This is a genomic window from Sphingobium sp. SA2, assembly GCF_032227065.1.
Classification (GTDB): domain Bacteria; phylum Pseudomonadota; class Alphaproteobacteria; order Sphingomonadales; family Sphingomonadaceae; genus Sphingobium.
In genome coordinates this window covers 70,936-93,755 of the sequence record NZ_JAPMXX010000006.1, presented here as the reverse complement: position 1 = coordinate 93,755, position 22,820 = coordinate 70,936, and the positions used below count along the sequence as shown (strand labels likewise).

25 protein-coding genes are annotated in these 22,820 nt (G+C 64.4%); 9 read left to right on the top strand and 16 right to left on the bottom strand.

What is annotated here, in order from left to right; genetic code table 11:
• Positions 1–73: 73 nt before the first annotated feature.
• Positions 74–1,192: a hypothetical protein gene (locus tag OVY48_RS07915; protein ID WP_313922424.1), complete on the top strand. Its 1,119-nt coding sequence runs from the start codon at positions 74–76 to the stop codon at positions 1,190–1,192.
• A gap of 13 nt (positions 1,193–1,205) precedes the next feature.
• Here OVY48_RS07915 and OVY48_RS07910 read toward each other — a convergent pair whose 3' ends face one another.
• The 13 genes from OVY48_RS07910 to flgB all read right to left on the bottom strand — a co-directional run bounded on the left by OVY48_RS07910 (position 1,206) and on the right by flgB (position 11,735).
• Positions 1,206–2,258, bottom strand: a complete 1,053-nt coding sequence (locus OVY48_RS07910) for a flagellar motor protein MotB (protein ID WP_313922423.1) — start codon at positions 2,256–2,258, stop codon at positions 1,206–1,208.
• A 3-nt stretch (positions 2,259–2,261) separates the two neighbouring features.
• A complete protein-coding gene (gene motA, locus OVY48_RS07905) occupies positions 2,262–3,125 on the bottom strand; it encodes a flagellar motor stator protein MotA (RefSeq protein ID WP_037477018.1) in 864 nt (287 codons plus the stop codon).
• Positions 3,126–3,227: 102 nt separating this feature from the next.
• Complete coding sequence (locus OVY48_RS07900; RefSeq protein WP_313922422.1) at positions 3,228–4,073, bottom strand: flagellin; 846 nt, start codon at positions 4,071–4,073, stop codon at positions 3,228–3,230.
• 18 nt (positions 4,074–4,091) lie between these two features.
• Entirely contained in the window at positions 4,092–5,429 is a 1,338-nt protein-coding gene (gene flgK, locus OVY48_RS07895) for a flagellar hook-associated protein FlgK (protein WP_313922421.1), read from the bottom strand.
• Positions 5,426–5,731, bottom strand: a complete 306-nt coding sequence (locus OVY48_RS07890; RefSeq protein ID WP_037478986.1) for a rod-binding protein — start codon at positions 5,729–5,731, stop codon at positions 5,426–5,428. The genes flgK and OVY48_RS07890 overlap by 4 nt, the downstream gene beginning before the upstream one ends.
• A complete protein-coding gene (locus OVY48_RS07885; RefSeq protein WP_313922420.1) occupies positions 5,731–6,966 on the bottom strand; it encodes a flagellar basal body P-ring protein FlgI in 1,236 nt (411 codons plus the stop codon). Before OVY48_RS07885 ends, OVY48_RS07890 begins: the two co-directional genes overlap by 1 nt.
• Positions 6,967–6,977: 11 nt before the next feature.
• Positions 6,978–7,643 carry a flagellar basal body L-ring protein FlgH gene (locus OVY48_RS07880; RefSeq protein WP_313922419.1) on the bottom strand — a complete coding sequence of 222 codons (666 nt, stop codon included), beginning with the start codon at positions 7,641–7,643 and terminating at the stop codon, positions 6,978–6,980.
• Positions 7,644–7,769: 126 nt separating this feature from the next.
• Positions 7,770–8,558, bottom strand: a complete 789-nt coding sequence (gene flgG, locus OVY48_RS07875; protein ID WP_069065241.1) for a flagellar basal-body rod protein FlgG — start codon at positions 8,556–8,558, stop codon at positions 7,770–7,772.
• Between the two features lie 84 nt (positions 8,559–8,642).
• Entirely contained in the window at positions 8,643–9,386 is a 744-nt protein-coding gene (locus OVY48_RS07870; protein WP_313922417.1) for a flagellar basal body rod protein FlgF, read from the bottom strand.
• A 26-nt stretch (positions 9,387–9,412) separates the two neighbouring features.
• Positions 9,413–10,258: a flagellar hook-basal body complex protein gene (locus OVY48_RS07865; RefSeq protein WP_069065239.1), complete on the bottom strand. Its 846-nt coding sequence runs from the start codon at positions 10,256–10,258 to the stop codon at positions 9,413–9,415.
• A 45-nt stretch (positions 10,259–10,303) separates the two neighbouring features.
• Positions 10,304–10,963, bottom strand: a complete 660-nt coding sequence (locus OVY48_RS07860; protein ID WP_313922416.1) for a flagellar hook assembly protein FlgD — start codon at positions 10,961–10,963, stop codon at positions 10,304–10,306.
• Complete coding sequence (gene flgC, locus OVY48_RS07855; RefSeq protein ID WP_409593051.1) at positions 10,960–11,352, bottom strand: flagellar basal body rod protein FlgC; 393 nt, start codon at positions 11,350–11,352, stop codon at positions 10,960–10,962. The genes OVY48_RS07860 and flgC overlap by 4 nt, the downstream gene beginning before the upstream one ends.
• A gap of 20 nt (positions 11,353–11,372) precedes the next feature.
• A complete protein-coding gene (gene flgB / locus OVY48_RS07850) occupies positions 11,373–11,735 on the bottom strand; it encodes a flagellar basal body rod protein FlgB (RefSeq protein WP_037477033.1) in 363 nt (120 codons plus the stop codon).
• 255 nt (positions 11,736–11,990) lie between these two features.
• Here flgB and OVY48_RS07845 point away from each other — a divergent pair, with 255 nt between their 5' ends.
• The 8 genes from OVY48_RS07845 to OVY48_RS07810 all read left to right on the top strand — a co-directional run bounded on the left by OVY48_RS07845 (position 11,991) and on the right by OVY48_RS07810 (position 18,264).
• Positions 11,991–12,659, top strand: a complete 669-nt coding sequence (locus OVY48_RS07845) for a MotA/TolQ/ExbB proton channel family protein (RefSeq protein ID WP_313922413.1) — start codon at positions 11,991–11,993, stop codon at positions 12,657–12,659.
• A complete protein-coding gene (locus OVY48_RS07840) occupies positions 12,656–13,153 on the top strand; it encodes a flagellar motor protein MotB (protein WP_313922412.1) in 498 nt (165 codons plus the stop codon). The genes OVY48_RS07845 and OVY48_RS07840 overlap by 4 nt, the downstream gene beginning before the upstream one ends.
• 66 nt (positions 13,154–13,219) lie before the next feature.
• Positions 13,220–13,780: a flagella basal body P-ring formation protein FlgA gene (locus tag OVY48_RS07835; protein ID WP_313922411.1), complete on the top strand. Its 561-nt coding sequence runs from the start codon at positions 13,220–13,222 to the stop codon at positions 13,778–13,780.
• Positions 13,781–13,826: 46 nt separating this feature from the next.
• The gene (gene flgM, locus OVY48_RS07830; RefSeq protein WP_096063212.1) at positions 13,827–14,105 is read left to right on the top strand and encodes a flagellar biosynthesis anti-sigma factor FlgM; all 279 of its coding nucleotides are present in this window, start codon (positions 13,827–13,829) and stop codon (positions 14,103–14,105) included.
• 5 nt (positions 14,106–14,110) lie between these two features.
• A complete protein-coding gene (locus OVY48_RS07825; RefSeq protein ID WP_069065231.1) occupies positions 14,111–14,419 on the top strand; it encodes a hypothetical protein in 309 nt (102 codons plus the stop codon).
• Positions 14,420–14,560: 141 nt separating this feature from the next.
• The gene (locus OVY48_RS07820) at positions 14,561–15,379 is read left to right on the top strand and encodes a lytic transglycosylase domain-containing protein (RefSeq protein ID WP_313922410.1); all 819 of its coding nucleotides are present in this window, start codon (positions 14,561–14,563) and stop codon (positions 15,377–15,379) included.
• A 9-nt stretch (positions 15,380–15,388) separates the two neighbouring features.
• Positions 15,389–17,521: a flagellar biosynthesis protein FlhA gene (flhA, locus tag OVY48_RS07815; RefSeq protein ID WP_313922409.1), complete on the top strand. Its 2,133-nt coding sequence runs from the start codon at positions 15,389–15,391 to the stop codon at positions 17,519–17,521.
• A 14-nt stretch (positions 17,522–17,535) separates the two neighbouring features.
• Positions 17,536–18,264: a sigma-70 family RNA polymerase sigma factor gene (locus tag OVY48_RS07810; RefSeq protein ID WP_069065228.1), complete on the top strand. Its 729-nt coding sequence runs from the start codon at positions 17,536–17,538 to the stop codon at positions 18,262–18,264.
• A 2-nt stretch (positions 18,265–18,266) separates the two neighbouring features.
• Here the strand turns inward: OVY48_RS07810 and mdoH are convergent, their stop codons facing one another.
• The 3 genes from mdoH to OVY48_RS07795 form a co-directional block, all read right to left on the bottom strand.
• Positions 18,267–20,171: a glucans biosynthesis glucosyltransferase MdoH gene (gene mdoH, locus OVY48_RS07805; protein WP_409593047.1), complete on the bottom strand. Its 1,905-nt coding sequence runs from the start codon at positions 20,169–20,171 to the stop codon at positions 18,267–18,269.
• A 48-nt stretch (positions 20,172–20,219) separates the two neighbouring features.
• Positions 20,220–21,707 (bottom strand): glucan biosynthesis protein, encoded by a 1,488-nt coding sequence (locus OVY48_RS07800; RefSeq protein ID WP_313922408.1) that lies wholly within the window; start codon positions 21,705–21,707, stop codon positions 20,220–20,222.
• Between the two features lie 205 nt (positions 21,708–21,912).
• Entirely contained in the window at positions 21,913–22,713 is an 801-nt protein-coding gene (locus tag OVY48_RS07795; protein ID WP_037477057.1) for a flagellin, read from the bottom strand.
• Positions 22,714–22,820: the final 107 nt, after the last annotated feature.

The following is a 22,820-nucleotide window of genomic DNA, read 5'->3' as shown; positions in this document are numbered from 1 at the left end:
TCGGCCATGTGAAGGGCTTGCATCCCCCTTGCTGATCGCGCAGCTTTGGGGTCCGTAATAAAGGACGGGTTCGATGCTAGGTCTTTTGCTTCTTCTCCAGATGCCGAGCGATATCGTCGTCACGGGTCAACGCCTTATTGAGGCGCAGGCCGAGTGCGCCAAGACGGGCTGCACCCCATTGCGCGATGCGCAGGCATCGATTGCCTTGGCGGAGGTGCAGTTCAGGGATGGTGCCTACCTCGATGCTAAACGGTTGCTGGCCGCAGCGATTGATCGCAACAAGCAAGAGGCCGCTGTCGCACCAAGAGCCGTAGCGGCATTGTATGAGGCCTATGCGACGGTTGCCGTTCATGAAGGCGACAAGCAGGCCTATCGACGGGCCGTCGTCAAGCAGGTGCGAATATTGGAGCGGCATTTGCCAGAAGACGATCCATCGCGCATCTCCGGTTCGACGGCCTTGGGTGACATGTGGATCAAGCTTGGTGACTATCGCCAGGCGGAGATTACATATCGCGGCATCGAACAGAATGCATTGGCGTCGGGCCAGGACAAGGCGGCCATGCTGGCAGGCATGAAGCGGGCATGGTTGAGTGCAGCCAGTGGTGACAACCGGACATCGGCCGAACTATTGGACCGGCTTGAAGAACGCCCCCTTGCGCAAACGCCTGGCTATCAGATCGCCTTGCGGGTTCTGCGTCTTCGTTTGGCGGCGCGCCGGGCAGATGAAGAGGAAATCTCCCGGCTCGTGGCTGAATTGGGACAGGATGGGGGCCGTGAAGCCGTACTGATCTGGTCGCCGCCCTACGGCCCTACCGCAACCGCCGCCGCCAATGCGAGCGCCCGAATGTTTGGTGGCGTGGATCCGATTTCTGCCAGGGCCAGCGATTACGCCGCCATACGTTGGGCAGATATCGGCTTTTGGATACGACCTGACGGGCGCACGGAGGATGTTGAAATTCTGCGGGGATCGACGTCGAAAGCCTGGGTACAACCCGCCCTCCGTCAAATTGCAGATCGTCGTTACTCCGCCACGACCGACGAAGGCCATGGTCAGGGGCATTATCGTATCGAGCGTTTCACCCAGCGGAGTCAGTATATGGTCCCGGTCGGAAGCCATATTCAACGGCGCATCGCAACCGGTGGCTATGATATATTGGATTTGACAGAAACACCCGCAGACCCGCCTGCCTGAGCATAAGCTACGCTCAATGCTGACCCGGCTTGCTTGACGTTCCCGCCGCTGACGGGTTGATCAGCGCCGCGCCACTCGGCAGCGCGGTGCCGCCCATGTCGAGCTTCTTGGCCTGCTCCGTGGCGACGCGCACCGGATCGTCGCGTTCCTTGATTGCGGCCTTGGTCTCTGCGTCCATGTCCGCATCCGCCGCACCGTCGCCGCCACGGGTCCAGCCCAGGATGATCGACATGCGCCGGTTGCGCGGGTCATAGCTGTCGCCCTTGATGAAGGGTTCGCGATCGGCGACGCCCTCGATCCGGGCGAAGCGGGCATTGCCGATGCCGCTGTCGGCCAGCGCCTTGCGCGTGGATTCGGCGCGGCTGGATGACAGCAGCCAATTGTTCATTGTCCGTCCCGACGCATAGGGCAGGCCATCGGTATGGCCGCGCACGATCAACAGGTTGGGCATGGTCTGCAGCGCGGTAGCGACCTCGGTGATCAGCGCGCGGGCTTGCGGCACCAGCCGGTCGGTGCCCATCGCGAACATCGCAAAATCCGCCTCGTCGATCAGGTCGATGCGCAATCCCTCGCGCGTCTCGGTGAACCGCACATGTTTGCGCAGTTTTTCCAGTCCCTTGCGCATCATCTGCGCTTCCAGCTTTTTCTTGATCGATTCGAACTTCTGCCGGTCGGCCGCGCGCATCGCCTTGCCGCCCTGGTCCTTGGTGCCGCTCGCGTCCCTGGGTATGGTGATCGACAAATTGCCCTGGCCACCGGTGGTCGGATAATTTTCCTTGCCCATGATGGAGTCGCCACCCATCAGCCCGGTGGAGCCAGCCGACGCCATCTTGAGTTCGACCAGTGTCGGCGTGAAATAGTCGGCCAGCGCCTTGCGCTGCTTTTCCGTGGTCGCGCCCAGCAGCCACATCAGCAGGAAAAACGCCATCATCGCGGTCACGAAATCGGCATAGGCGACCTTCCATGCACCGCCATGATGACCGCCATGGCCCTCCACGATGATCTTCTTGACGATGATCGGCCGTGGTTCGGGCTCGTTCGCGCCGCGTTTCTTGTCCCCCGCCACGGCTTATTTGCCCCGCATGCCGTCGAACACTTCGGCAAAGGCCGGCTGGTTCGCATGGGGAAGGCTGGAGCGCGCGGCCTCGATCACCAGCGGCTGCGGGTGACCGTGGAGCGAGGCGACGATGATCTGCTTGACGACATGATAGATCGCGCCGTCCGCCTCGATCACGCTGCGGCACCGATTGGCGAAGGGATTGACCATGCCATAGGCCAGCAACACGCCCAGGAAGGTGCCAACCAGCGCCGAACCGATCATCGCGCCCAAAATGGCGGGCGGCTGGTCGATCGACCCCATGGTTTTCACCACGCCCAGCACGGCGGCGACGATGCCGAGCGCGGGCAGGGCGTCGGCCAGGCCCTGCAGATTGTCGGCGGGCTTGATCGCTTCATGATGGTGGGTCTTGAGGCTGTTATCCATCACATCCTCGACCGCGTGCGGATCGAGCGTGCCAGACGAGACCACCACCAGACGCAACGTATCGCTGATCAGATGAATCAGCGTCTTGTCTTTCATCAGGCGCGGATATTCGGTGAAGATCGTCGAACTGGCCGGATCTTCGATATGCGGTTCCAGCGCGACCGGCCCTTCGACCCGCAATGTCTTCATCAGCTTGCTGACAAGGAAGATGCAGTCGAGGAAATCCTGTTTCTTATATTGCGGCCCCTTGAACACTTTGGCCAGGCCACCGCCCAGCGCCTTGAGGTCGGCGCCCGAATTGCCGATGATCAGCGCGCCAACGGCCGCGCCACCGATGATCATCATTTCATGGGGCAGGGCGTGCAGCACCGGGCCGATATCGCCGCCGGTGATGATGAACCCGCCAAATACCATGACCAACAGGACGACAAGGCCGATGACTGCTAACATGGTAATCCCCGAAAAATATGCCCTGGGGCATCGACCCCATCAAAGGGTCCGTCACTTGGTTAATACGGACTGGTTAGCGGCAGCTTTAGGACAGCCGTTTTTTTAGCCGATCAGGTCGAACAGCGTCTGCTTGTTGATCCGGGCAAAGGCGGACTGTGCCGCCTCCAGCTGCAGCAATTGCGCCGATACGTTGGAAATGACCTCGCTCAAATTGGTCGACTCCAGGCTCGCGCGCCGCTCGGTATAATCAAGGCCGATATCGGTCAGCCGCGTGCCGATGACATCCAGCCGGTCGCTGCGCACGCCCTGCCGCGCCTGTTCGACGACGATGTGGCTCTGCCCCGTCTTCACCGCGTCGAGCGCACTCGCCAGCGCCGCATCGTCGCTGCCTTCCAGTGCGGTCATGGCCTGGCCCAGCATGTCGTCGATCGACATCGGCGTGCCATCGACATCGATGCCCTCGGACACCTCCTGCCGGGTAGCGACGACCGCCAGGTTCATGCCCCGGCTGACCGGCACCAACACGCTCTGGCCTTCGTCGAAGACCGGCGTGCCCTGATAATCCTTCTGGTTGAACAATTCGCCGATCGTCGTGCGGATCGTCGACATTTCCTCCAATATCGCGGCGCGGCTGGTGTCGTTGAGCGACCCGTTGCGCGCCGACGTCACCAGCACCTGCGCGCGTTGCAACAGGGTGTCGACTTCGGCCAGATTGGCTTCGGCATTGGTGGCGCGGGTCGTGCCATAGCTGATATTGGCCTGCCAGGCGGCCTGTTGCGACTGGGCGCGGGCGATGTCCGACACCTGGACCCAGGCGAGCGCATTGTCCGATGCCTTGTTGAGCGTGACGCCGGTGGATACCGCGGTCTGTCCCTCGATGATGCTCTTCGACAGCGACTGTTGCCGCCTGATTTCGGCGAGCATGATCTTGTGCGTAATGCCTACCATGGTTCAGCCCTTTGCCGGTCAGATGATCTGGAGGATCGCATCGATGGTTTCCTTCGCCATCTGCAATATCTTGGCGCTGCCCGAATAGGCTTGCTGGATGCGCAACAGGTCGGCGGCTTCCATGTCGAGGTCGACCCCGCTCACCGCCTCGCGCGCCGCCACCGCCTGATCGCTGCGGCCCTGCGCCGTGGTGTTTTCCGCCTTGGTCGCGCCCAGGAGATTGGCCTGGGTGGCGATCAGCGCGGTCCAGCCCTGTTCCACGCTGCCATTGCCGCGCAGGGTCGAGGATACCGTCAGCAGATTGCCGTTGAGCGTCCCGTCGCCAGACCGCAGCGCCAGCTCGTCGGGCGCAAGCCCCAGGGCCGTGACGCTGGCGGCACTACCGCCAAAGGCCAGCAGAGGTGCGCCAGCCGCGCCGCCATCGGTAACGCCCTGCGCATGCCAGTCATTGATGTTGGTCACGAACTGTTCGGCCAGCGTATCGAGATCGTCGGCACGGTCAGCCGCCGTGTCGGCAGCGGAAAAGAGGCCGCCCAGCGTCCCGTTGGCCGGGACAGACAGCGCCGTTCCATCGCTCAGGCTGAGCGACAGGCGACCATCTTCATCGGCGGCGAGCGACAGGCTGGTCGCGCTATTGCCGGTCACCAGCGTCTGCCCGCCATAGCTGACCTCAGCCACGCCCCTCGCGCCGAAGCTGATATCGACGTTCAGCGTTTCATTCAGATCCTGCAACGCCGCGTCCCGGCTGTCGAGCAACTGGGCATAGGCGGACGTTCCGGGCTGCGCGCGCAGCAGGCTGTTGTTGATGTCGGCAAGCGCGGCCAGCGACGCATTGGCGCTGCCCACCACCGATTGCCCTTCGGCCTCGATCCCCTTGGACACGGCATCCAGATCGGCGGCGGTCTGGCGGAAAGCGTCGGCGACGCGGCCGATACTGTCCAGCGTCGTGACGCGCAGCGACGTATCGCCCGGCGCGGCGGCCAGCTTGTCCATATTCTGGAACATGCCGGTCATCAGCTGGCCGATGCCAGTGGCGCCGTCGTTCAGCGCAATCTCGGTATCGCCCTGCCAGCGCAGCCGTGCGGCCGAACTGGCGAGGTTCATCGTGGTCAGGCGCACGGTCGCATCGAGATAGGGGTCGGCCCCGCGATCCACGCTCATCACCTGGACGCCGCCGAAATTGGCGCGTGCGGTATAATAGGCCATCGTCGCGGTGGATGCGCCGGACTCGCCGGTCGTCACGCTGCGCCTAGTATAGCCTTCCGTGCTGGCATTGGCGATATTCTCCGCGATCGCCGCCATGGCGGTGCGATAGGCGCGGGTGCCGGACGCACCGATGATGAACAGGTCGCTCATTCGCCCGTGGCCGGTGCGGCGGGGGCGACCCGCTCGCCGAACTGCCGGATCAGCAATTGGGCGATGCCCATGCTGTTGCTGCCCGCCAGCGCGTCGGCGGTGCGGGAATCGGCCATCGACTGGAATTGCTCGGTCGCGCTCGAATCGCTGATCCCTTCGGCCAGGCTCGCAGAGCGCATCGCGCCGATCATCTGGCGCAGGAAGATCGCCTCGAACTGCTGCGCCGCCTTTTCCAGCGCCGCCTTGTTCGCGGTGCCTGCGCCCGATGGCGCCGTGGCGGCGGGGGTCGTTGTCACCTGCATCATAGCACCACCAGTTCCGCCTTCATTGCGCCCGCCTGTTTCAAGGCTTCGAGGATGGCGACCATGTCCGCCGGGGAAGCCCCGATCGCATTGACCGCCTTCACTATATCGGCCAGCGACGCCCCACCTTTAAAATTGACCATCGGTTTCTTTTCTTCGTCGATGCTGATGGCGCTCTGCTGCTCGACCGCCGTCTCGCCTCGGCTGAAGGGTGCGGGCTGGACGATGCGCGGCGCTTCATTGACGCTGACGGTCAATTTGCCATGCGCGACGGCGGCCGGATGGATGCGGACCGCGCCATTGATGACCACGGTGCCGGTGCGCGCGTTGACGATCACCTTGGCGGCGGCATCGGCAGGGGAAATCTCGATATTCTCGATCATGCCCATCATCAAAATGCGGTCTTCTGCGCCCGGAATGGCGTCGATCGCGACTGACACGGCATCCATGGCGCGCGCGCGCCGATCGCCAAAGGCCCGGTTGATGCCATCCGCCACGCGCAGCGCGGTGGTGAGGTCGGCTTCGGCCAGGTTGAAGGTCAGAGTCGGCGCGGTATCGAAACCCGTCGCGACCGCGCGCTCTACCGTCGCCCCGCCGGGGATACGCCCGGCCGAGGGGATGTTGACCGACACCTGGCTGCCATCCGCGCCGGATACGCCGAGGCCGCCGACCGCCAGATTACCCTGCGACATGGCGTAGATCTCGTTATCGGCACCGCGCAGGGGGGTCATGATCAGCGTACCGCCGCGCAGCGACTTGGCCTTACCCAGCGCCGACACCGTGACGTCGAGCCGCTGGCCCGGCTTGGCAAAGGCGGGCAGATCGGCCGTCACCAGAACGGCGGCCGCATTTTTGAGCGCGGGATTGATGCCCTGCGGCAACGTCAGGCCAAAGCGCGACACCACGCCTTTCATACCCTCGGTCGCATATTGCAGGCTGTCGTCGCCCGTACCCGCCAGGCCCACGACGATGCCGTAGCCGGTGAGCTGGTTCGGACGGATGCCCTGGAACGTTCCCAGATCCTTGACCCGCTCGGCCTGCGCCGATGTGGCGATCAGGAACAGGCTCGCGAACAGCGCACTGAAAAATCCTCCCCTGAAAGGGGAGGGGGACCGGCGAAGCCGGTGGAGGGGTGTCACCCCCTCGATAGGGCGACACCCCTCCGTCAGGGCTACGCCCTGCCACCTCCCCTGCAAGGGGAGGATGGAGGCGACGCGATCGAAGATGCTTTTCACGATGCTCTCCATCAGAAGGGGCTGATCATCGAGAAGAGGCTCTGCAACCAGCCTTGCTTGCTGGCGCGGGCGATCTCACCCTTGCCGGTGTAGATAATCTTGGCATCGGCCACGCGGGTCGAGGCGATGCGATTGTCCGGGCTGATGTCGGCCTGGCGGACGAGGCCGCTGATCTGGATATACTCGTCGCCGCGATTGAGCGTCAGCGCCTTCTCGCCCTTCACCAGCATCGTGCCGTTGGGATAGACCGCCGCGATCGTCACGGTGATCTCACCCGAAAGGGCGTTGGACTGGGTCGCGCCGCCCTGGCCCGCAAAATTATTCTGGCCGCCCATCGCCACGTCGCTCGCGGAGAAGAGCTTGGACAGCACGCCGGTCGTGGGCGGTGCCAGGCCGATATTGCCGTTGCGGCTGGTATCGGCGCTGTTGCTCTTGGTTGCCTGCGTCCGTTCGACCAGGACGATGGTGATGATGTCGCCGACCGTCGTGGCGCGCGCGCCGCTGGTCAGCGGCGTATAGCCGACCGATGTCTGAAAGATCGATCCATTGGCCTGCGGCACCGGCGGTTGCGCGACGATGGCCGGGGCATAATGCGCCCGTTCGGCATCGCGCTTCTTGCCCGCCAGGGCAGGAGAGGCGGCGAAAGCCACCAGCGTTGCCGCCGATACGATAAACATGGCCGTTCGCCCTGAGCGAAGTCGAAGGGCTCGGCCGACCGACAGGGAGGCCACTTCGCGCTGCGCAGGGGAGGGCTTCGACGGGCTCAGCCCGAACGGGTTTTGATTGGCATACATCATATCAGATCACATATTCTGATTGACATATTGGAGCATTTCATCGGTCGCCTTGATCATCTTGCTGTTGACCTCATAGGCGCGCTGCGTCTCGATCATCTCGACCAGCTCCTCCACGATATTGACGTTGGACGTTTCCAGGCTGCCCGATCGGATCGAACCGCGCCCTTCCAGCCCCGCGACGCCAACCTGCGGCACGCCACTGGCGGCGCTTTCGGTGAGCAGGTTGCCGCCGATCGACTGCAGCCCCGACGCATTCATGAAGGTCGCCAGTTCGATCTGGCCAAGCTGCGTGGGTTCCGCCTCGCCCTGCAACGTCGCCGATACCGTGCCGTCATTGCCGACCGTGACCGACGTCGCACCTTCGGGCACGGTGATCTGCGGGATCAGCGGCAGGCCGTCGCTGGTGACGACGTTGCCCTCGGCAGTGACGCTGAAATTGCCCGCGCGGGTATAGGCAATGGAGCCGTCGGGGCGCTGGATCTGGAAGAAGCCGGAGCCTTCGATCGCCATGTCCAGCGCATTGCCGGTCTGGCTCAGCGTACCCTGCGTATTGATCTTGCTCGTGCCCTGCAGCGAGACGCCCGACCCCAGGTTCAGGCCGGTCGCGAACTTGTTTTCGCTGTCCGAATTGGCGCCTGCCGCGATCATCTGCTGATAGGCGAGCGTTTCGAAATCGGCGCGGTCGCGCTTGAAGCCGGTCGTGTTGACGTTCGCCAGATTGTTGGCGATCACGCGCATCTTCGTGTTCTGCGCGTCAAGGCCGGTGCGGGCGACATGAAGGGCGGCGTTGCTCATCGTTCATTTCTCCGTGCGGCATCCCTTGGAAGGGTGCTTATGCGTCAGACACAGCAAGATGCGTGCCAATATTAACCATATATCTCAGCTATCGAGCCGCATCAGCGATGCGCCGCCATCGTCCAGCTGCTTGGCGGTATCGATCAGCTTCACCTGCGTTTCGAACGCGCGGCTCGCCTCGATCATCTGCACCAGCGCCTTGGTCGCGTTGACGTTCGATCCCTCGATCGACCCGGCGGTGACCGACGCCAGCGGGTCTTGCGGCAGCGCGCCGCCATTCACCTCGCGGAACAGGCCATCGGTACCCTTGGCGATGCCGGAGCCAACCGGGCTGACCAGTTTGAGCGCATCGACCAGCTGCGGATTGGCCGGGTCGCCGCCCTGCGGCACGCCCCAGATGCTGCCATCCTGCGCGATCGACACGCTGTCGAGCTGGGGCAGGGTGATGGGACCGCCAGCCCCCAGCACCGGCAAGCCGTCGCCGGTGGTTAGCAGACCACTGTCAGAGATTTTGAGGTCGCCCCGACGGGTATAGGCTTCGCTGCCGTCCGCGCCCTGCACGGCCAGCAGCGCGTCGCCATTCATCGCCACGTCTAGCGGATTGCCCGTCGCGGTGACGGCCCCGCCCTCCATGCTGGCGGCGATCACTTGTTCGGACGCCTGCGCCCGCGTGTCGAAGGTGTCGCCCTGGAGCCAGCGCGTCTCGGCATTGGCAATCTCTGCGCGAAAGCCAACGGTGTTGGCGTTGGCGAGGTTGTTCGCGATCGACGCCTGCCGCGCCATCGCGCCGCGCATTGCCGTAAGTGCCGTGTTGACGAGCCGGTCCATGGACGAAGCCTTCTACCGTTGGATGTTTAGGTACGCATGTTGACGATGGTGGTGGTCAGCGTGTTCGCTGTCTCGATCGCCTTGCTGTTCGCCTGGAAATTTCGCTGCGCGGAAATCAGCGCCACCAGTTCCTCGGTGATGTCGACGTTCGAGCGTTCCAGCGACCCGCTATTGACCGCACCGAACATGCCTTCATTGGCGGTGCCCAGGATGGGCGTGCCGCTCGCGACGGTCGAGGACCAATGGGCATCGCCTTCCTGGCGCAAGCCTTCCTGGCTGTTGAACGACGCCATGGCGACCTGGCCCAGATAGGCGGTGCTGCCATCGGCATAGATGGCCGACACCAGGCCGTTCTTGGCGACGCCGACGCTGGTCAACTGCGCGCCGCCATCGGCACCCAGATAGGTGGTCGGGATCTGGAGATCGGTCAGATCGGCGGGGCTGCTCGCCGACGTCGGCGGCGTGGTCAGCGCGCCGGTGGCCGGATCGACGCTGAACACCTGGATGCGCGCGCCCGTGGTATCGACGGCATAGCGGTCGTCATCGACCGAGAACGCACCGTTGCGGGTGTAGCTGACGGTGCCGTCCGGCGCCTTGACGGTGAAATAGCCTTCGCCGGTGATGGCGAGGTCCAGCGTCTTGTCGGTGGTTTCGATCGTCCCTTGCGTGAACTGCTGGGCGATGCCCTGCACGCGCACGCCCTGGCCCGCAACCTGACTGGTCGTCTGCATCGGCGCGGCGGCGAAAATGTCGCCGAACTGCACCTTGCTCTTCTTGAAGGCGGTCGAATTGACGTTGGCGACATTGTTGGAAATGGTGGCCAGATCGGTCTGGGCGCCCTTGAGGCCGGATAGTGAGATATAGAAGGACATGGCGTTGCTCCCTGGGTGAAAAGGAAAGAAAAAAAGGTGGTGAGATTACATCAGGCTGATGGCGTCGGACGGGCTGTAACTGCCCAGCGCGGTAATGAGTTTGGACGATGATCCGTCGGCGGGGGACTGGACCGCGGCGATGGTGGCCCAGGTCGCGACCTTGCTGGGCGTCGCACCATTGACCTTCACCTGCAGCGCGGAACTGGCGATCGTATCGCCCGCATCATTCTTGCCATCCCAATAGAAGGTGACGTCGCCGGCGGCCTGCGTGCCAAGGTCGATGGTCTTGACGACATTGCCGCTGCCATCGATCAGCTCGACGCTCGCGCCGTCTGTCGCTTCAGGCAGGGTGATCTGTCCCGCATAAAGCCCGCTCGCGTCAGGCGCCGCGATATTGCTCTGCACCAGCATCGACTTGCCGATCCAGCTTGCCGCATCGCCCAGCCGGGTGCCGCCCATATCGGCGGCCAGCCCCTTGAGCGTCGCGTTCATTTCGGCAATGCCGCTCGAATTGGTGATGGTCGCCATCTGCGACACCATCTCGGCATTGTTGACCGGTTCGAACGGATCTTGCGTCTGCATCTGCGCGGTGAGCAGGCGCAGGAAATCGGCCTGGCCCATTTCCGACTTGCCGGTGCCGACATTGGCATTGGCGTTATAGACGGACAGCCCGGCTGCGTCGGTGGCCGTTGAAATCGTGCTCATTTGCCGATCCTTATGGTTTCGAGCATCAGGGATTTGGCAGTGTTCAGCACCTGCACATTATTCTGGTACATGCGCGCGGTCTCGATCATGTCGACCAACTCCGCATTGCTATCCACCGCCGCTTCCCACACATCGCCATTGGCGTCGGCCAGCGGGTGGTTGGGGTCGTGCCGCTTGGTCGGTTCGGCCTTGGTGGTGACGATCTCGGAAACCTTGACGCTCGCCATGCCGGGGCTGTCGGTGACCGATGTGAAGACCGGCTTGATCGCGCGATAGGCGTCCGCCGCGCTGCCAGTGACATTGCCCGCATTGGCCATGTTGGACGCGGTGGCGTTCAACCGGACGAGTTGCGCGCTCATGGCGCGCCCGGCAATGTCGAATATGTTCATGGGACCAGAGCCACTCATGCTCATTCTCCCCTGAGCGCACGGTTGATGGTGTTGATGCGACCCTCAAGGAAGGAGAGGGTGGTGCGATATTTGACCGCATTTTCGGCAAACAGCGTCTGTTCGGTGCTGAGTTCGACGGTATTGCCGTCGAGGCTGGGCTGCAGCGGGACGCGATAGCCCATGGCGTCATCGACCGCCTTGGACACGTCGGCGGCATTGCCGCTCGCCTGCGTCGTGGCCTTTTGCAGCGCCGCATCGAAATCAATGTCGCGCGCCTTGTAGCCGGGGGTCGATGCGTTGGCGATGTTGGACGCCAACAGGGACAGCCGCTGCGAGCGAAGCGCCAGCGCCTTTCCATGAATGCCGAACAAACCGTCTTCCACTGATCCTGCCCTTTTTGCCTGCTGGCCCTAAAAGTTTCGTTTCCCCCGCCGTTCTGACCCCTGATGGCGTCCATTGCGGGTGATCCAGCCTGAATTCAGCAAGAGCCGTGCCATTTTGCGTGGGTGACGCAACGGCAAGGCGGAAATGCCCGGAAATCCGGGCTTTTGCGGGGGAAGGCGGCAAGGGCGGCAAAAAATTGCCGGGCTGCGGCAGCATCTTGCCGTCGCGCTACGGGCCTATGGGGACAGGCATATATGATCACTATTATAGGCCATTTATTCGATCCCGTGACGCTGCTCGCAATAATTGCAGGCATCCTGCTGGTCGCTCTGTTTCAGAATGGCGCGGGGCCCCTGGGGCGGGCGATGCTGGCACTGGGGCCGCTGGTCACGGCCGATCCCGCGCGCGACCGCGACGCTGCCCGTGCGACCATGCTCAAAATTGATCAGGTGGCGCAATTGCGCGGCCTTGCTTGCGCCGATCGCGTCAAGACAGCCTCGCCCTTCCTGACCGATGCCGCGCGCAAGCTTGCCAATTGCGACCGCACCGACCAGTTCGAGCTCTGGGCAAGCCAAGCGCTCGCCGACCGCGCGCAGCGCCATGGCGCGGTGCATAAGGCCTGGCTGTCCATCGCCGATGCCGCGCCCGCCCTTGGCATGGCCGGCACCATCATCGGCCTCGTCGGCATGTTCGCGGCCATGGACGATCCCGCCGCCCTCGGCCCGGCCATGGCGCTCGCGCTGCTCACCACCTTCTACGGCGTGGTGATCGCCAATGTCGTCGCTGCGCCGATCGCTGCGCGCCTCATCGACCTGTCCGAACAGGAACTTGCCTGGCAACGCGAAGCGGTAACCCGAATGCTGGCGATCGCGCGGCGCGAAAATGCGCCGATCCGGCGCGGCGCGATACGCGAAGTCGCATGATAGGCACGGCCTCCGCCATCGCCCGGCGCAATCGCTGGGCCGTCAGCTTTGCCGATCTGCTGCTGCTGCTGCTCGCCTTCTTCGTGCTGTTGCAGGCGAGCGGCGCGCGGCGCGATGTCGTGCTGGCGGGCGTCGCTCAACAATTTGGCGGCCGAGCTATGCGGCAGGGCGTGGAATTGCGCGCGGCCGACCTGTTCGAGCCGGGCGAAGCCTTGCTCACGGCGCAGGGCCAGTCGCGCCTGTCCGCCATCGCCCGCCGCTTTGCGCGCGAGCCGGGTGGCGTCGAGATACGCAGTCGTGGCTCCGACCGCGCCCGCCAGCGCTTCGACGATTGGGATCTGGCCGCCGCTCGCCTTGGCGCCGTCGCCCGCGCGCTGAAATTGGATGGCATCGCGCAGGATCGGCTGCTGATCCGCGGCCTCGACCAGTCCGACGGCAAAAGCGGGCAGGGGCAGGTGATCCGCATCGCGCCGGGGCAGGCGGAGGCACGTTGACCAACTTGGCACGGATATTGCTGAAATTCCCGGCATAGAACCGCCGACCTTGTCAGGAGACATGCCGTGCCTCGCGCTTATCCGTTCCTTCTCGCCACCGCCGCGCTGCTTGTCGCCGCGCCCGTGCTGGCGCAGCAGCGGTTCGAAAATCTCGATCGCATCGACAGCCTCGTCGCTATGTCGGTGGGTGCCAATCTGGGCGAACCGGGTGGGCCGATGGCCCCGGTGGATCGCCGCTTGAAGCTCGCCGCCTGCCCGACGATGCCCAAGGTCGAAGGCCCGGTGTTCGGCGCGGCGATGGTCAAATGCGAATCGCTTGGCTGGCGCATCCGCGTGCCGCTCGTTGCAGGTGCATCGGCCGCCGCATCGGGACCAGGGCCGCGCACGGCCAGCCGCTTCACACCCGCCGCCCGCGCCACGCCCCAGGAAAGCGTCGTGCGCAAGGGCGATCCGGTGCAGTTGATCGCCGGCAACGCGCTCTTCAACGTTTCGCGCGGCATGATCGCGGATGAGGATGGCGCCGTCGGCGACACGATCCGCGTCCGCGAAGACAAGCGCGCCGCCCCCATTTTGGCCCAGGTCGTGGAAATGGGCCTGGTGCGTGTTCCGGGGTTTAAGGATTTTTGAACTTGTCCGTTATACGCCTATAGGGACGAGTGAAGGATTGAAGCCAATGATCAAATCTGTCGGCCAAAGCATCAGTGCTGCCATAGAGGCGACCCGCCTGCGCGAAGGGGGCAAGACGCGCGCGTCTTCGACCACCGGTTCAGCGACGGCGTCACCCGCGTCGACTTCTGCCAGCCCCGCTGCCCGCATGGCGGCAGAAGGCGCGCCGGTCGATATGGACCGCATCGCCGCGATCAAGGCCGCGATCGCGTCGGGCAATTATCCGGTCGATGCCGCCGCGATCGCTGATCGCATGGTCGCGCTCGACCTGTCTGCTGCGGGGTAACGATCATGCCGCTGGGGCTCGCCGCGCTGGATGACCTGTTCGAAGCGTTCGAGGATCTGCGCGATGTGCTGGACGGCACCGATGCCGTCGCCATCGAACTGGCGAGCAACCGCGTCAGCCGGGCCGCCGCCGCCGTGCGCGGTGTCGGTGCATGGCGCTCCGAACCGATCGTGATCGAACGGCTGAACGCCATGCTGCCCTTGCTCGAAAGCGCCCGCGTGCGTGTCAGCTTGCTGGCCGACCATGCGAATCAACGACTTGCCATGCTCGCCGCTCATGGATCGACCCACGCGCCGCTCACTTACGGCCGGTGAACTTTATTTCCTGTTTTTCCTAAAACGGCACCGAAAGGTGCCGTTTTGCGTTGCGGGCCAAATTTCCTGACGCCGCGTTAACCAAATCTTGGCACAAGCCTTGCTCTAATGATCTCCGCAATGATTGGGGATTAGGGTCAAGTGTCGGCTTTCGCAGACATCACTACCGGGGCGACATCGACGGGCAATCGCGTGACCAACGCGATCGCCATGGCGAGCCGCCGTACCGGTGTCGACTTCTCCTATCTGCTGGGTCAGGCGAAGATCGAAAGCAGCCTCAACCCCACCGCGCGCGCCACCACATCGTCGGCGACCGGCCTCTATCAATTTATCGACCAGAGCTGGCTCGCCGTCATCGACAAGCATGGCAGCGACTATGGGCTTGGCTGGGCATCCGACGCGATCAGCCAGAGCAGCAACGGCCGCTATCATGTGGCGGACCCGCAACTGCGCCAGCAGATACTCGACCTGCGCAAACATCCCGAAACCGCCTCGGTCATGGCCGCGCAGCACGCCGCCGACAACAAGGCCTATCTGGAACAGAAGCTCGGTCGCGAAGCCGGACCGGTCGATCTTTATCTTGCCCATTTTCTGGGCGTGGGCGGTGCCAGCAAATTCCTCTCGGTCCATGATCGCGCGCCCGGTGCCACCGCCGCTTCGCTCTTTCCCGCCGCCGCGCGCGCCAACCGGTCGATCTTCTACGACCGGTCAGGCAGCGCGCGCAGCTTCGCCGACATTCGCGACCGTTTCGCCGCGAAGCTCGAAAAAAGCTCCGGCAGCCTCGGCGGTGAGGTGCAATATGCCGCCGCCGCGCTGCCATCGGGCGCCAAGACGGTCCAGCCCGCCGATTATGTGCGGATCGAAACCCAGCGCCTCAGCGAACAGGTCGATGTCGGCATCCGGCCCCAGCCGCAGACTGCGCGCCTCGCCTATCTCATGCTCGCCACCCTCGGAAGGTAACGGCTCCTCATGACTCCCACCCAAGTCAAAGCGAAGATCTGGATGAGCGCCGTCCAGGGGGCGGTGCTGCCCTTTGCGACGCTGATGGTCGTGCTGTTCATGATGGTCCCCGTTCCGGCGGTCATGCTCGACATCGGCTTCATCACCAATATCATGATCAGCCTCGCGGTGCTGATGGTGGCGCTGAATGCCGCCAAGCCGCTCGATTTTTCCAGTTTCCCGACCGTCCTGCTGTTCGCCACGCTGCTGCGCCTGGCGCTCAACGTCGCCTCCACCCGCGTCGTGCTGGTGTCGGGGCATGAAGGCTCGGATGCGGCCGGACAGGTGATCGAGGCGTTCGGCCATTTCCTGATCGGCGGCGACTATGTCGTCGGCATCTTCGTCTTCGCCATCCTGATGATCATCAACCTGGTCGTCATCACCAAGGGCGCGGGCCGCGTGTCCGAAGTGTCGGCGCGCTTCACCCTGGACGCCTTGCCCGGCAAGCAGATGGCGATCGACGCCGACCTGAATGCCGGCCTGATGACGCCGGAAGAAGCCAAGCTGCGCCGCGTCGAAGTCGCGACCGAAGCCGACTTTTACGGCTCGATGGACGGTGCCAGCAAGTTCGTGAAGGGCGACGCGGTCGCGGGCATCCTGATCCTCGTCATCAACATCATCGGCGGCATCATATTGGGTGTCGTCAGCCACGGCCTTGCCATCGGCGAAGCGGCCCAGACCTATATTATCCTCGCGATCGGCGACGCGCTGGTCGCGCAGATCCCCGCGCTTCTGCTGTCGATCGCCGCCGCCTCCATCGTCACCCGCGTCAAGAGCGAGCAGGATCTGGGCGGCCAGATTGCGGGCCAGTTCGGGTCGGGCCGCGCCTGGGTGCCGGTCGCCGCAATCCTCGGCTTCCTGGGCGTCCTGCCCGGCATGCCGCATCTTATCATTCTGTCCGCCGCCGCCGTGGCGGGGGGCATCGCCTGGCACTTGCGCAAGGCCAGCCAGGCGAAAGCAGCCGAACCCGCCCCCGTCGCCCCCGCGCCCAATCCGGCGGTGATCGAATGGGATGACGTGTCCGACGGAGCGATCCTCGGCCTCGAAATCGGCTATGGCCTTATTGCCCTGGTCGACGAACGCAAGGGCGCGCCGTTGATGGCGCGGATCACCGGTATCCGTCGCCAGCTCTCCAAGGAGCTTGGCTTCGTCGTGCCGATGGTGCGGGTGAAGGACAATCTGGCGCTCGAACCCAATCAATATCGCATCACCATCGCCGGTGTCGTGGTGGGGGAAGATGAAATCTGGCCCGACGACCTGCTCGCGCTCGACAGCGGTGCGCTCGAACATGTGATCGTCGGTCGCCCGACCAAAGACCCGACTTTTGGCCTTGATGCCGTCTGGATTTCGCAGGCCAAGCGCAGCGAAGCGGTGATCGCGGGCTATACTGTGGTCGATCCGCCGACCGTGGTGGCAACGCACCTCAACCAACTCATCGCCATGAACGCCGCCGAAATGTTCGGCCTCGACGAAGCGCGCAAGCTGCTCGACACGCTCAAGGACGCCGCGCCGCAACTGGTCGAAGGTCTGACGCCCGCCACGCTCAGCCTCACCCAGATCAGCGCGCTGTGCCGCGCATTGCTGTCCGAAGGCATCGCGCTCAAGGATTTCCGCCGCATCTGCGAAGCCATGGTCGACGCCGCCCGGCCCGACATGAACCACGAACAATTGGTCGAGGCTGTGCGCCAGCGGATCGGCGCGCTCATCATCCAGGGGCTGGTCCCCGTCAAGATGCCGCTCCCGGTTATCACGCTGGATGGCGACCTCGAAGCCATGCTCGCGCAGGCGATGCGTGTGGCGGGCGATGCTCGCCACCCGATCGAACCCGCGCTCGCTAACCGCATCGTCGAAGCGGTGGTCCAGGCCGCCCGGCCGCTGCTGGGGCAGGCGCGCAACTTCGCCATCGTCACCTCGCCGCTGGCCAGGCGCGCGCTCGCGCGCTTGTTCAAGCCGCATCTGCCCGAAACGCCGGTCCTGTCCTTCCTCGAAATTCCCGATGGCAAGGGCGTCGAAGTGGTCGCGGTCGTGGGCGGCGAACAGCGCCCCACGCCCCGCCACGACCCGGCACCTCGCCAGGAACACGCGCGCGAACGAGTCGCCTGAAAGGAGGCTGAGTCATGTATATGAACAAGATCGCGGCCGGCGCCCATACTTACGCGAAGCCCGGCGAGAACAGCCCGGAGCGGCTCGCCCGCCAATATATGCCGCTGGTGCGCAAGATCGCCTGGCACGTCCATGGCCGCGTTTCGAGCGCGATCGAGGTGGAGGACTTGCTCCAGATCGGCATGCTCGCGCTGGTCGAGGCCGCCAACAGTTTCGAGGATCGCGGCTTCGGCTTCGCCGCCTATGCCCAGTTGCGCGTGCGCGGCGCGATGATCGACCATCTGCGGCGGCAGGCGACCATCTGCCGCTCCGCCATGGCCAAGCGCAAGCAACTTGCCGCCTGCCGTAATGGCTTGGAACAGACGCTTGGCCGCTTGCCGACCGAGGCGGAGATGTCCGCCGAAATGGGCCTCGACCCGTCCGACTATCGCGAACTCGCCGACAGCGTCGAAATGGTGCAGCATACCAGCATGGATGAGGTCTATTCGGACCAGTCCATGTGGTTCGCCGATGTCGAGGACCGCGCCGACGACGTCATGGAACGCGAATCGCTCAAGAAGGCGCTCGCTGCCTGCATCGGCGAACTGCCGCAGCGCGAAGCGCTGGTGCTGCAACTTTATTTCGTCGAAGAACTCAATCTGGAGGAAATCGGCCATACGCTGGACATCGGCGCGGCGCGCGTCTGCCAGATCAAGAAGGCCGCGCTCGACAAGCTGCGCGAGAAGCTGCGCGACTGGGACTGACGCTATTCGTCGTTCGCTGCCAGCCGCCCGACCCGCCGTTCCTCGCCATTGGGCCAGCGGAACCGCAACGGGCGATAGCTTTGCGTCCGCCACCAGGGATCGGCGACCTGGAACAGCCCGCTTGCCTCGGCCCGGCGCCCCAGATCCTTGCGCGCGGTAACCGCCGCCAGCACGGGCGCCAGGAACAGCCCCGCCGTCACCGGAATGATCCAACCGATGCCGCTCCCCGCCTGGATCGCCAGCGCCAGCAGCAGCGCGCCCAGCAAGATATGCCATTTGAACAGCCAGATCGCGCTGGTGATCGCCATGCCGTCGCGGTCGCGGGTCTGCCCGTTCCAACTGCTCTTGCGGCCCATCAATATGCCGAACAGGTTGATCGTCTGGGTCAGCATCGCCACCGGCGCCATCAGGATCGACAGGATGATGTCCACGATCACCCCGCGCGTCATCCGCGCAGCGCCGCCAAAGCCGATCCGCCGCGCCGGGTCGAGCAAGGCCCACAGCATCGCCAGCAGCTTCGGCCCGAACAGCAGGAAGGCCGTCACCGCCAGCAATCCGCCAGACGGCAACACATCAGTAGGCGGCCACACCCCGCTCGCCCCGCCACCCAGCACGACCAGCATCAGTGTCAACCACATCGGCGACGTGCAATAGGCCGTCGCGCCCACCAGCAACTGGAACCGGCTGACAGGATGCAGCCCCGCAATCCGTACGAGCAAGGGCACATGCTGGATATTGCCCTGACACCAGCGACGGTCGCGGGTGAACAGGTCGGGCATGGACGGCGGAAATTCCTCGAAACTATCGTCGGCCGTGACCATATGCACGTCCCAGCCACGCCGCCGCAGCAAGGCCGCCTCCAGCATGTCATGGCTCATGATATGCCCGCCAAAGGGCGCGCGGCCCGGCAGTTCGGGCAGGCCGCAACTTTGCGCGAAGGCCTTGACCCGGACGATGGCATTATGGCCCCAGAACATGCCTTCGGACCCGGCCCACCAGATCATTCCCGCGGCCGAAATCGGCCCGAACAGGCGGCTCGCAAATTGCTGCCAGCGCGCGAACAGGGTGGCCGCGCCCATGACGGTGGGCACGGTCTGGATCAGGCCGACCTGCGGATGCCGCTCCATGTCGGACGCCAGCCGCGCCATGGTCTGGCCACTGACGATACTGTCGGCGTCCAGCACGATCATATAATCATAACCGCCGCCGAACCGCTCGACCCATTCGGCGATATTGCCGGGCTTCCGCCCGATATTGCGCGCACGGCGGCGATAATGAACGGGGCGGGAGAAAGAGCCGCGCATTTCCAGATAGGCCGCGCGCTCCGTCTCGCCGCTCTGCACGTTGGAATCGGACAGGATGAAGAATTCGAACCGCTCGCGCCCCATCACCTGCGCCAGCGATCGCTCCATGATTGACAACCGCCCCAGAACGCCCAGAAAATCCTCGTTACACACCGGCAGCAGGATCGCGGTCTTGCCCTGCAACGGCTGCGACGCGCGCAGCGGGCGCGGCGTCACGCTACGCCCCTTGCCCACCGTCAGCAGCAGGAAGCCGATGATCGCGGTGGCACAGCCGAACGCGATCCAGGCGAACAGCGGAATGAATAGCGCGAGATAGATGCCCTCCAGCAGCGAAATGCCGTCCAGGCCGATCGAACGGCGCATCTCGTGCGCAGCCATGCCAGTCGGGATCAGGGCAAGTAGCACGACCAGCATGCGCCGCGCCCACAGGTCGATATTGAATCGGCGCGGCATGGTCAGCGGCGGTCGCGCGTCGAAATCCTGCTCCGGCATTGCGATCGGGCTTTCGGGGGGCAGTTGTTCGAACGCCGGACTCACCGGCACGTCCCCGGCGGCGGCATCGGCCACCGGCACCTGTCCATTGCCCATATCATCCAGACCCATAGCGTTTCACCCAACGGCAAGAACCGTTCGTTACGCCAACGGTTCCGTTCATCCGCCAACGGGGTAATGCACATATTCGCTCACCGCGCGACCGCCGGCCTGCAATTGCAACCGCACATCCGCCGCACCGCCGCCGCTGCGCCGTAGGTCCAGCACCGTGCGATACAGGCCTTTGCGGCCCAGCACCGGATAGCCTGCCTGCTTGACCAAAGTGCCGTTGGCGATGTCCACCCACAGGTCGGGCTTGCTACCCTCCGCCACCCCCGCGAAATCGACTACCAGCCGCGCGATGTCAGGCTGGTCGCCCCGCCCGCGCCAGACATTCTCGACGATTGCCATGCCGGTCGCGGCGGGCGAACGGTCCGCCGTCCAGTCGAGCTTGTAGGCAAGGTCGATCCGCTTGCCCGGCACAGGCGCGGCGGCGGGCGTCCAGTAGGCGGCCAGATTGTCGGTATATTCGCTGTCGGTCGGAAAAGCGTAGAGCCGCACCTCGCCCGCGCCCAGCGGCCGGGCGGGCGTGGCCCATAAAGTCGGGCGGCGATCATAAAAAACGCCATCGTCCTGATAATGGTCGAAATCCCGGTCGCGTTGCAGCAGCCCGAACCCCTTGGGATCGCGCTCGGCAAAGGCGCTGACCATCGGCGCTGTGGGATTGACGATCGGGCGGGCATGGGCGGTGCCATCGGCGCTGGCGATCGACAATAGGTCGGAATCATGGATTTCCGGCCGCCAGTCTGTGCCGATCGTCCGGTTGGCCTGATCATACCAGAACATGCTGGTCATCGGCATCAGCCCCAGTTCGGGGATGGCACGGCGAGGGAACAGGGCGGCGGTCACGTCCTGCCGCACGCCGTCCTTGTCCAGCCGACTGACGAAGCGGAACGCGCCGGTAATCGATGCCCCGTCGAGCAGGGCGAAGATGGTGACGCTACTTGGCCCCGTCCGCTCCAGCCAGAAATGGGTGAAGCGCGGAAATTCCTCGCGCCCCTGGATGCCGGTATTGATCGTAACGGCCCGCGCCGACAGGCCGAATTGCTTTTGCGGGCTTGGCGCACGAAAATAGCTGGCCCCAAGGTACGACAACCAGTCGCCGTCACGCGCGGCATTCATGATGCGGAACCCCGCAAAGCCAGCGCCGGGCGGCAGGGCCGTCACGGGATTGCCCGCCGGCGCATCGAACATGGCCGGATCATAGCGCAGCGGCGTCGCGCGGCCTTGCTCGATGATCGCGATCTCGACCGGTTGCGGCGCGGTGGCGGACAGCGGGAAAAAGCGGATGCCGGTATCGCCCGGCAGGTCGCCCCACAAAGTCCGTTCCTCGCGAAAGCGCGCCTCGTGCAGCGCGGTATAATCGATCTTGGCGGCACCCGGATGGGCCGGCGTCTCGGCAAAGGGCGCGCGCGCCAGCCGCTGCGCCTGGCCGATCAGCCGCTCCCAGGAAAAGGGGGGGGGCTGCGTTTGCGCGTGCAGAGCGCGGGGGAGGAGGAGGGCAGCGCCCGTGGCAGCGATCATCGCGCGCCGGTCAATCTGGGTCATGGTTTCACCATGGCGAGCCTGTCACGCAAAACCAAGCCCCCCATGCTGCATATGCGATGAAGCCCCCGCCCGGGGGGACGGAGGCTTCTGATGCTGGTCGTTCGATCGAAGTTGTGGCTCCCGGCACGGTGGGGACTGTGATGTGCCGGGCGCCTATGGGCGGCTGTCAGGTGACCAGACCTCAGCCGACCAATGGGGTAGGGGTTTAGCCGATCAGCTTCAGAACGCCCTGCTGGCTCTGGTTGGCCTGTGCCAGCATCGCGGTCGACGCTTGGCTCAGGATCTGCTGCTTGGCGAGCGCGGTCGTTTCGGCCGAAAAGTCGGCGTCTTCGATACGGCTGCGCGCGTCGGTCAGGTTGGTGATGTTATTGGTCAGGTTGTTGACCGACGATTCCAGGCGGTTCTGCACGGCACCGAGCGTAGCGCGGGCGGTCGCCACCGTCTGCAGCGCGGTGTCGAAGTCTGCCAGAGTGGCGGCATCTTCCGCTTCCGTCGCGCTGGCCACGTCGGTCACGTCGATGGCTTCCAGCGTGATGGTCACGGTGTCGGTGTCGTTGGCACCGGCCTGGATCGTCACGGCGTCGGCGGTCGTCGGGAACAGCGCCTTGCCGTTGAATTCGGTCTTGGTCAGGATGTCGTTGATCTGAACGGCCAGCTGATCCTTTTCCGCGTCGATGTTCGCAACGGCTTCGGTGCTGTTGGTGTCGTTGTTCCGCTGCACGGTCAGTTCACGCATACGCTGCAGCATGTTGCTGACTTCGTTCAGCGCGCCTTCCGCGGTCTGCGCCAGGCTGATGCCGTCATTGGCGTTGCGGATGCCCTGGGTCATGCCCTTGATCTGCGACGTCATGGTCGAAGCGATTGCGAGGCCGGCGGCGTCATCCTTGGCGCTGTTGATGCGCTTGCCGGTCGACAGGCGCTCCATTGCGTTGGTCAGGCCTTTGCTGGCCATCGACGAGGCATTGGCGGAGCGGAGAGCGGCGGTGTTGGTTCCGATAACAGTCATGGTGTTCCCTTTCAGTGTCAATCAGGTCGCTGCCATGGAGCGTCTGCGGCCTCGAAAGGGGATAACGGCGGGCAGCGACCGGCCTTTAGCGCCGCTGTCGATTTTTC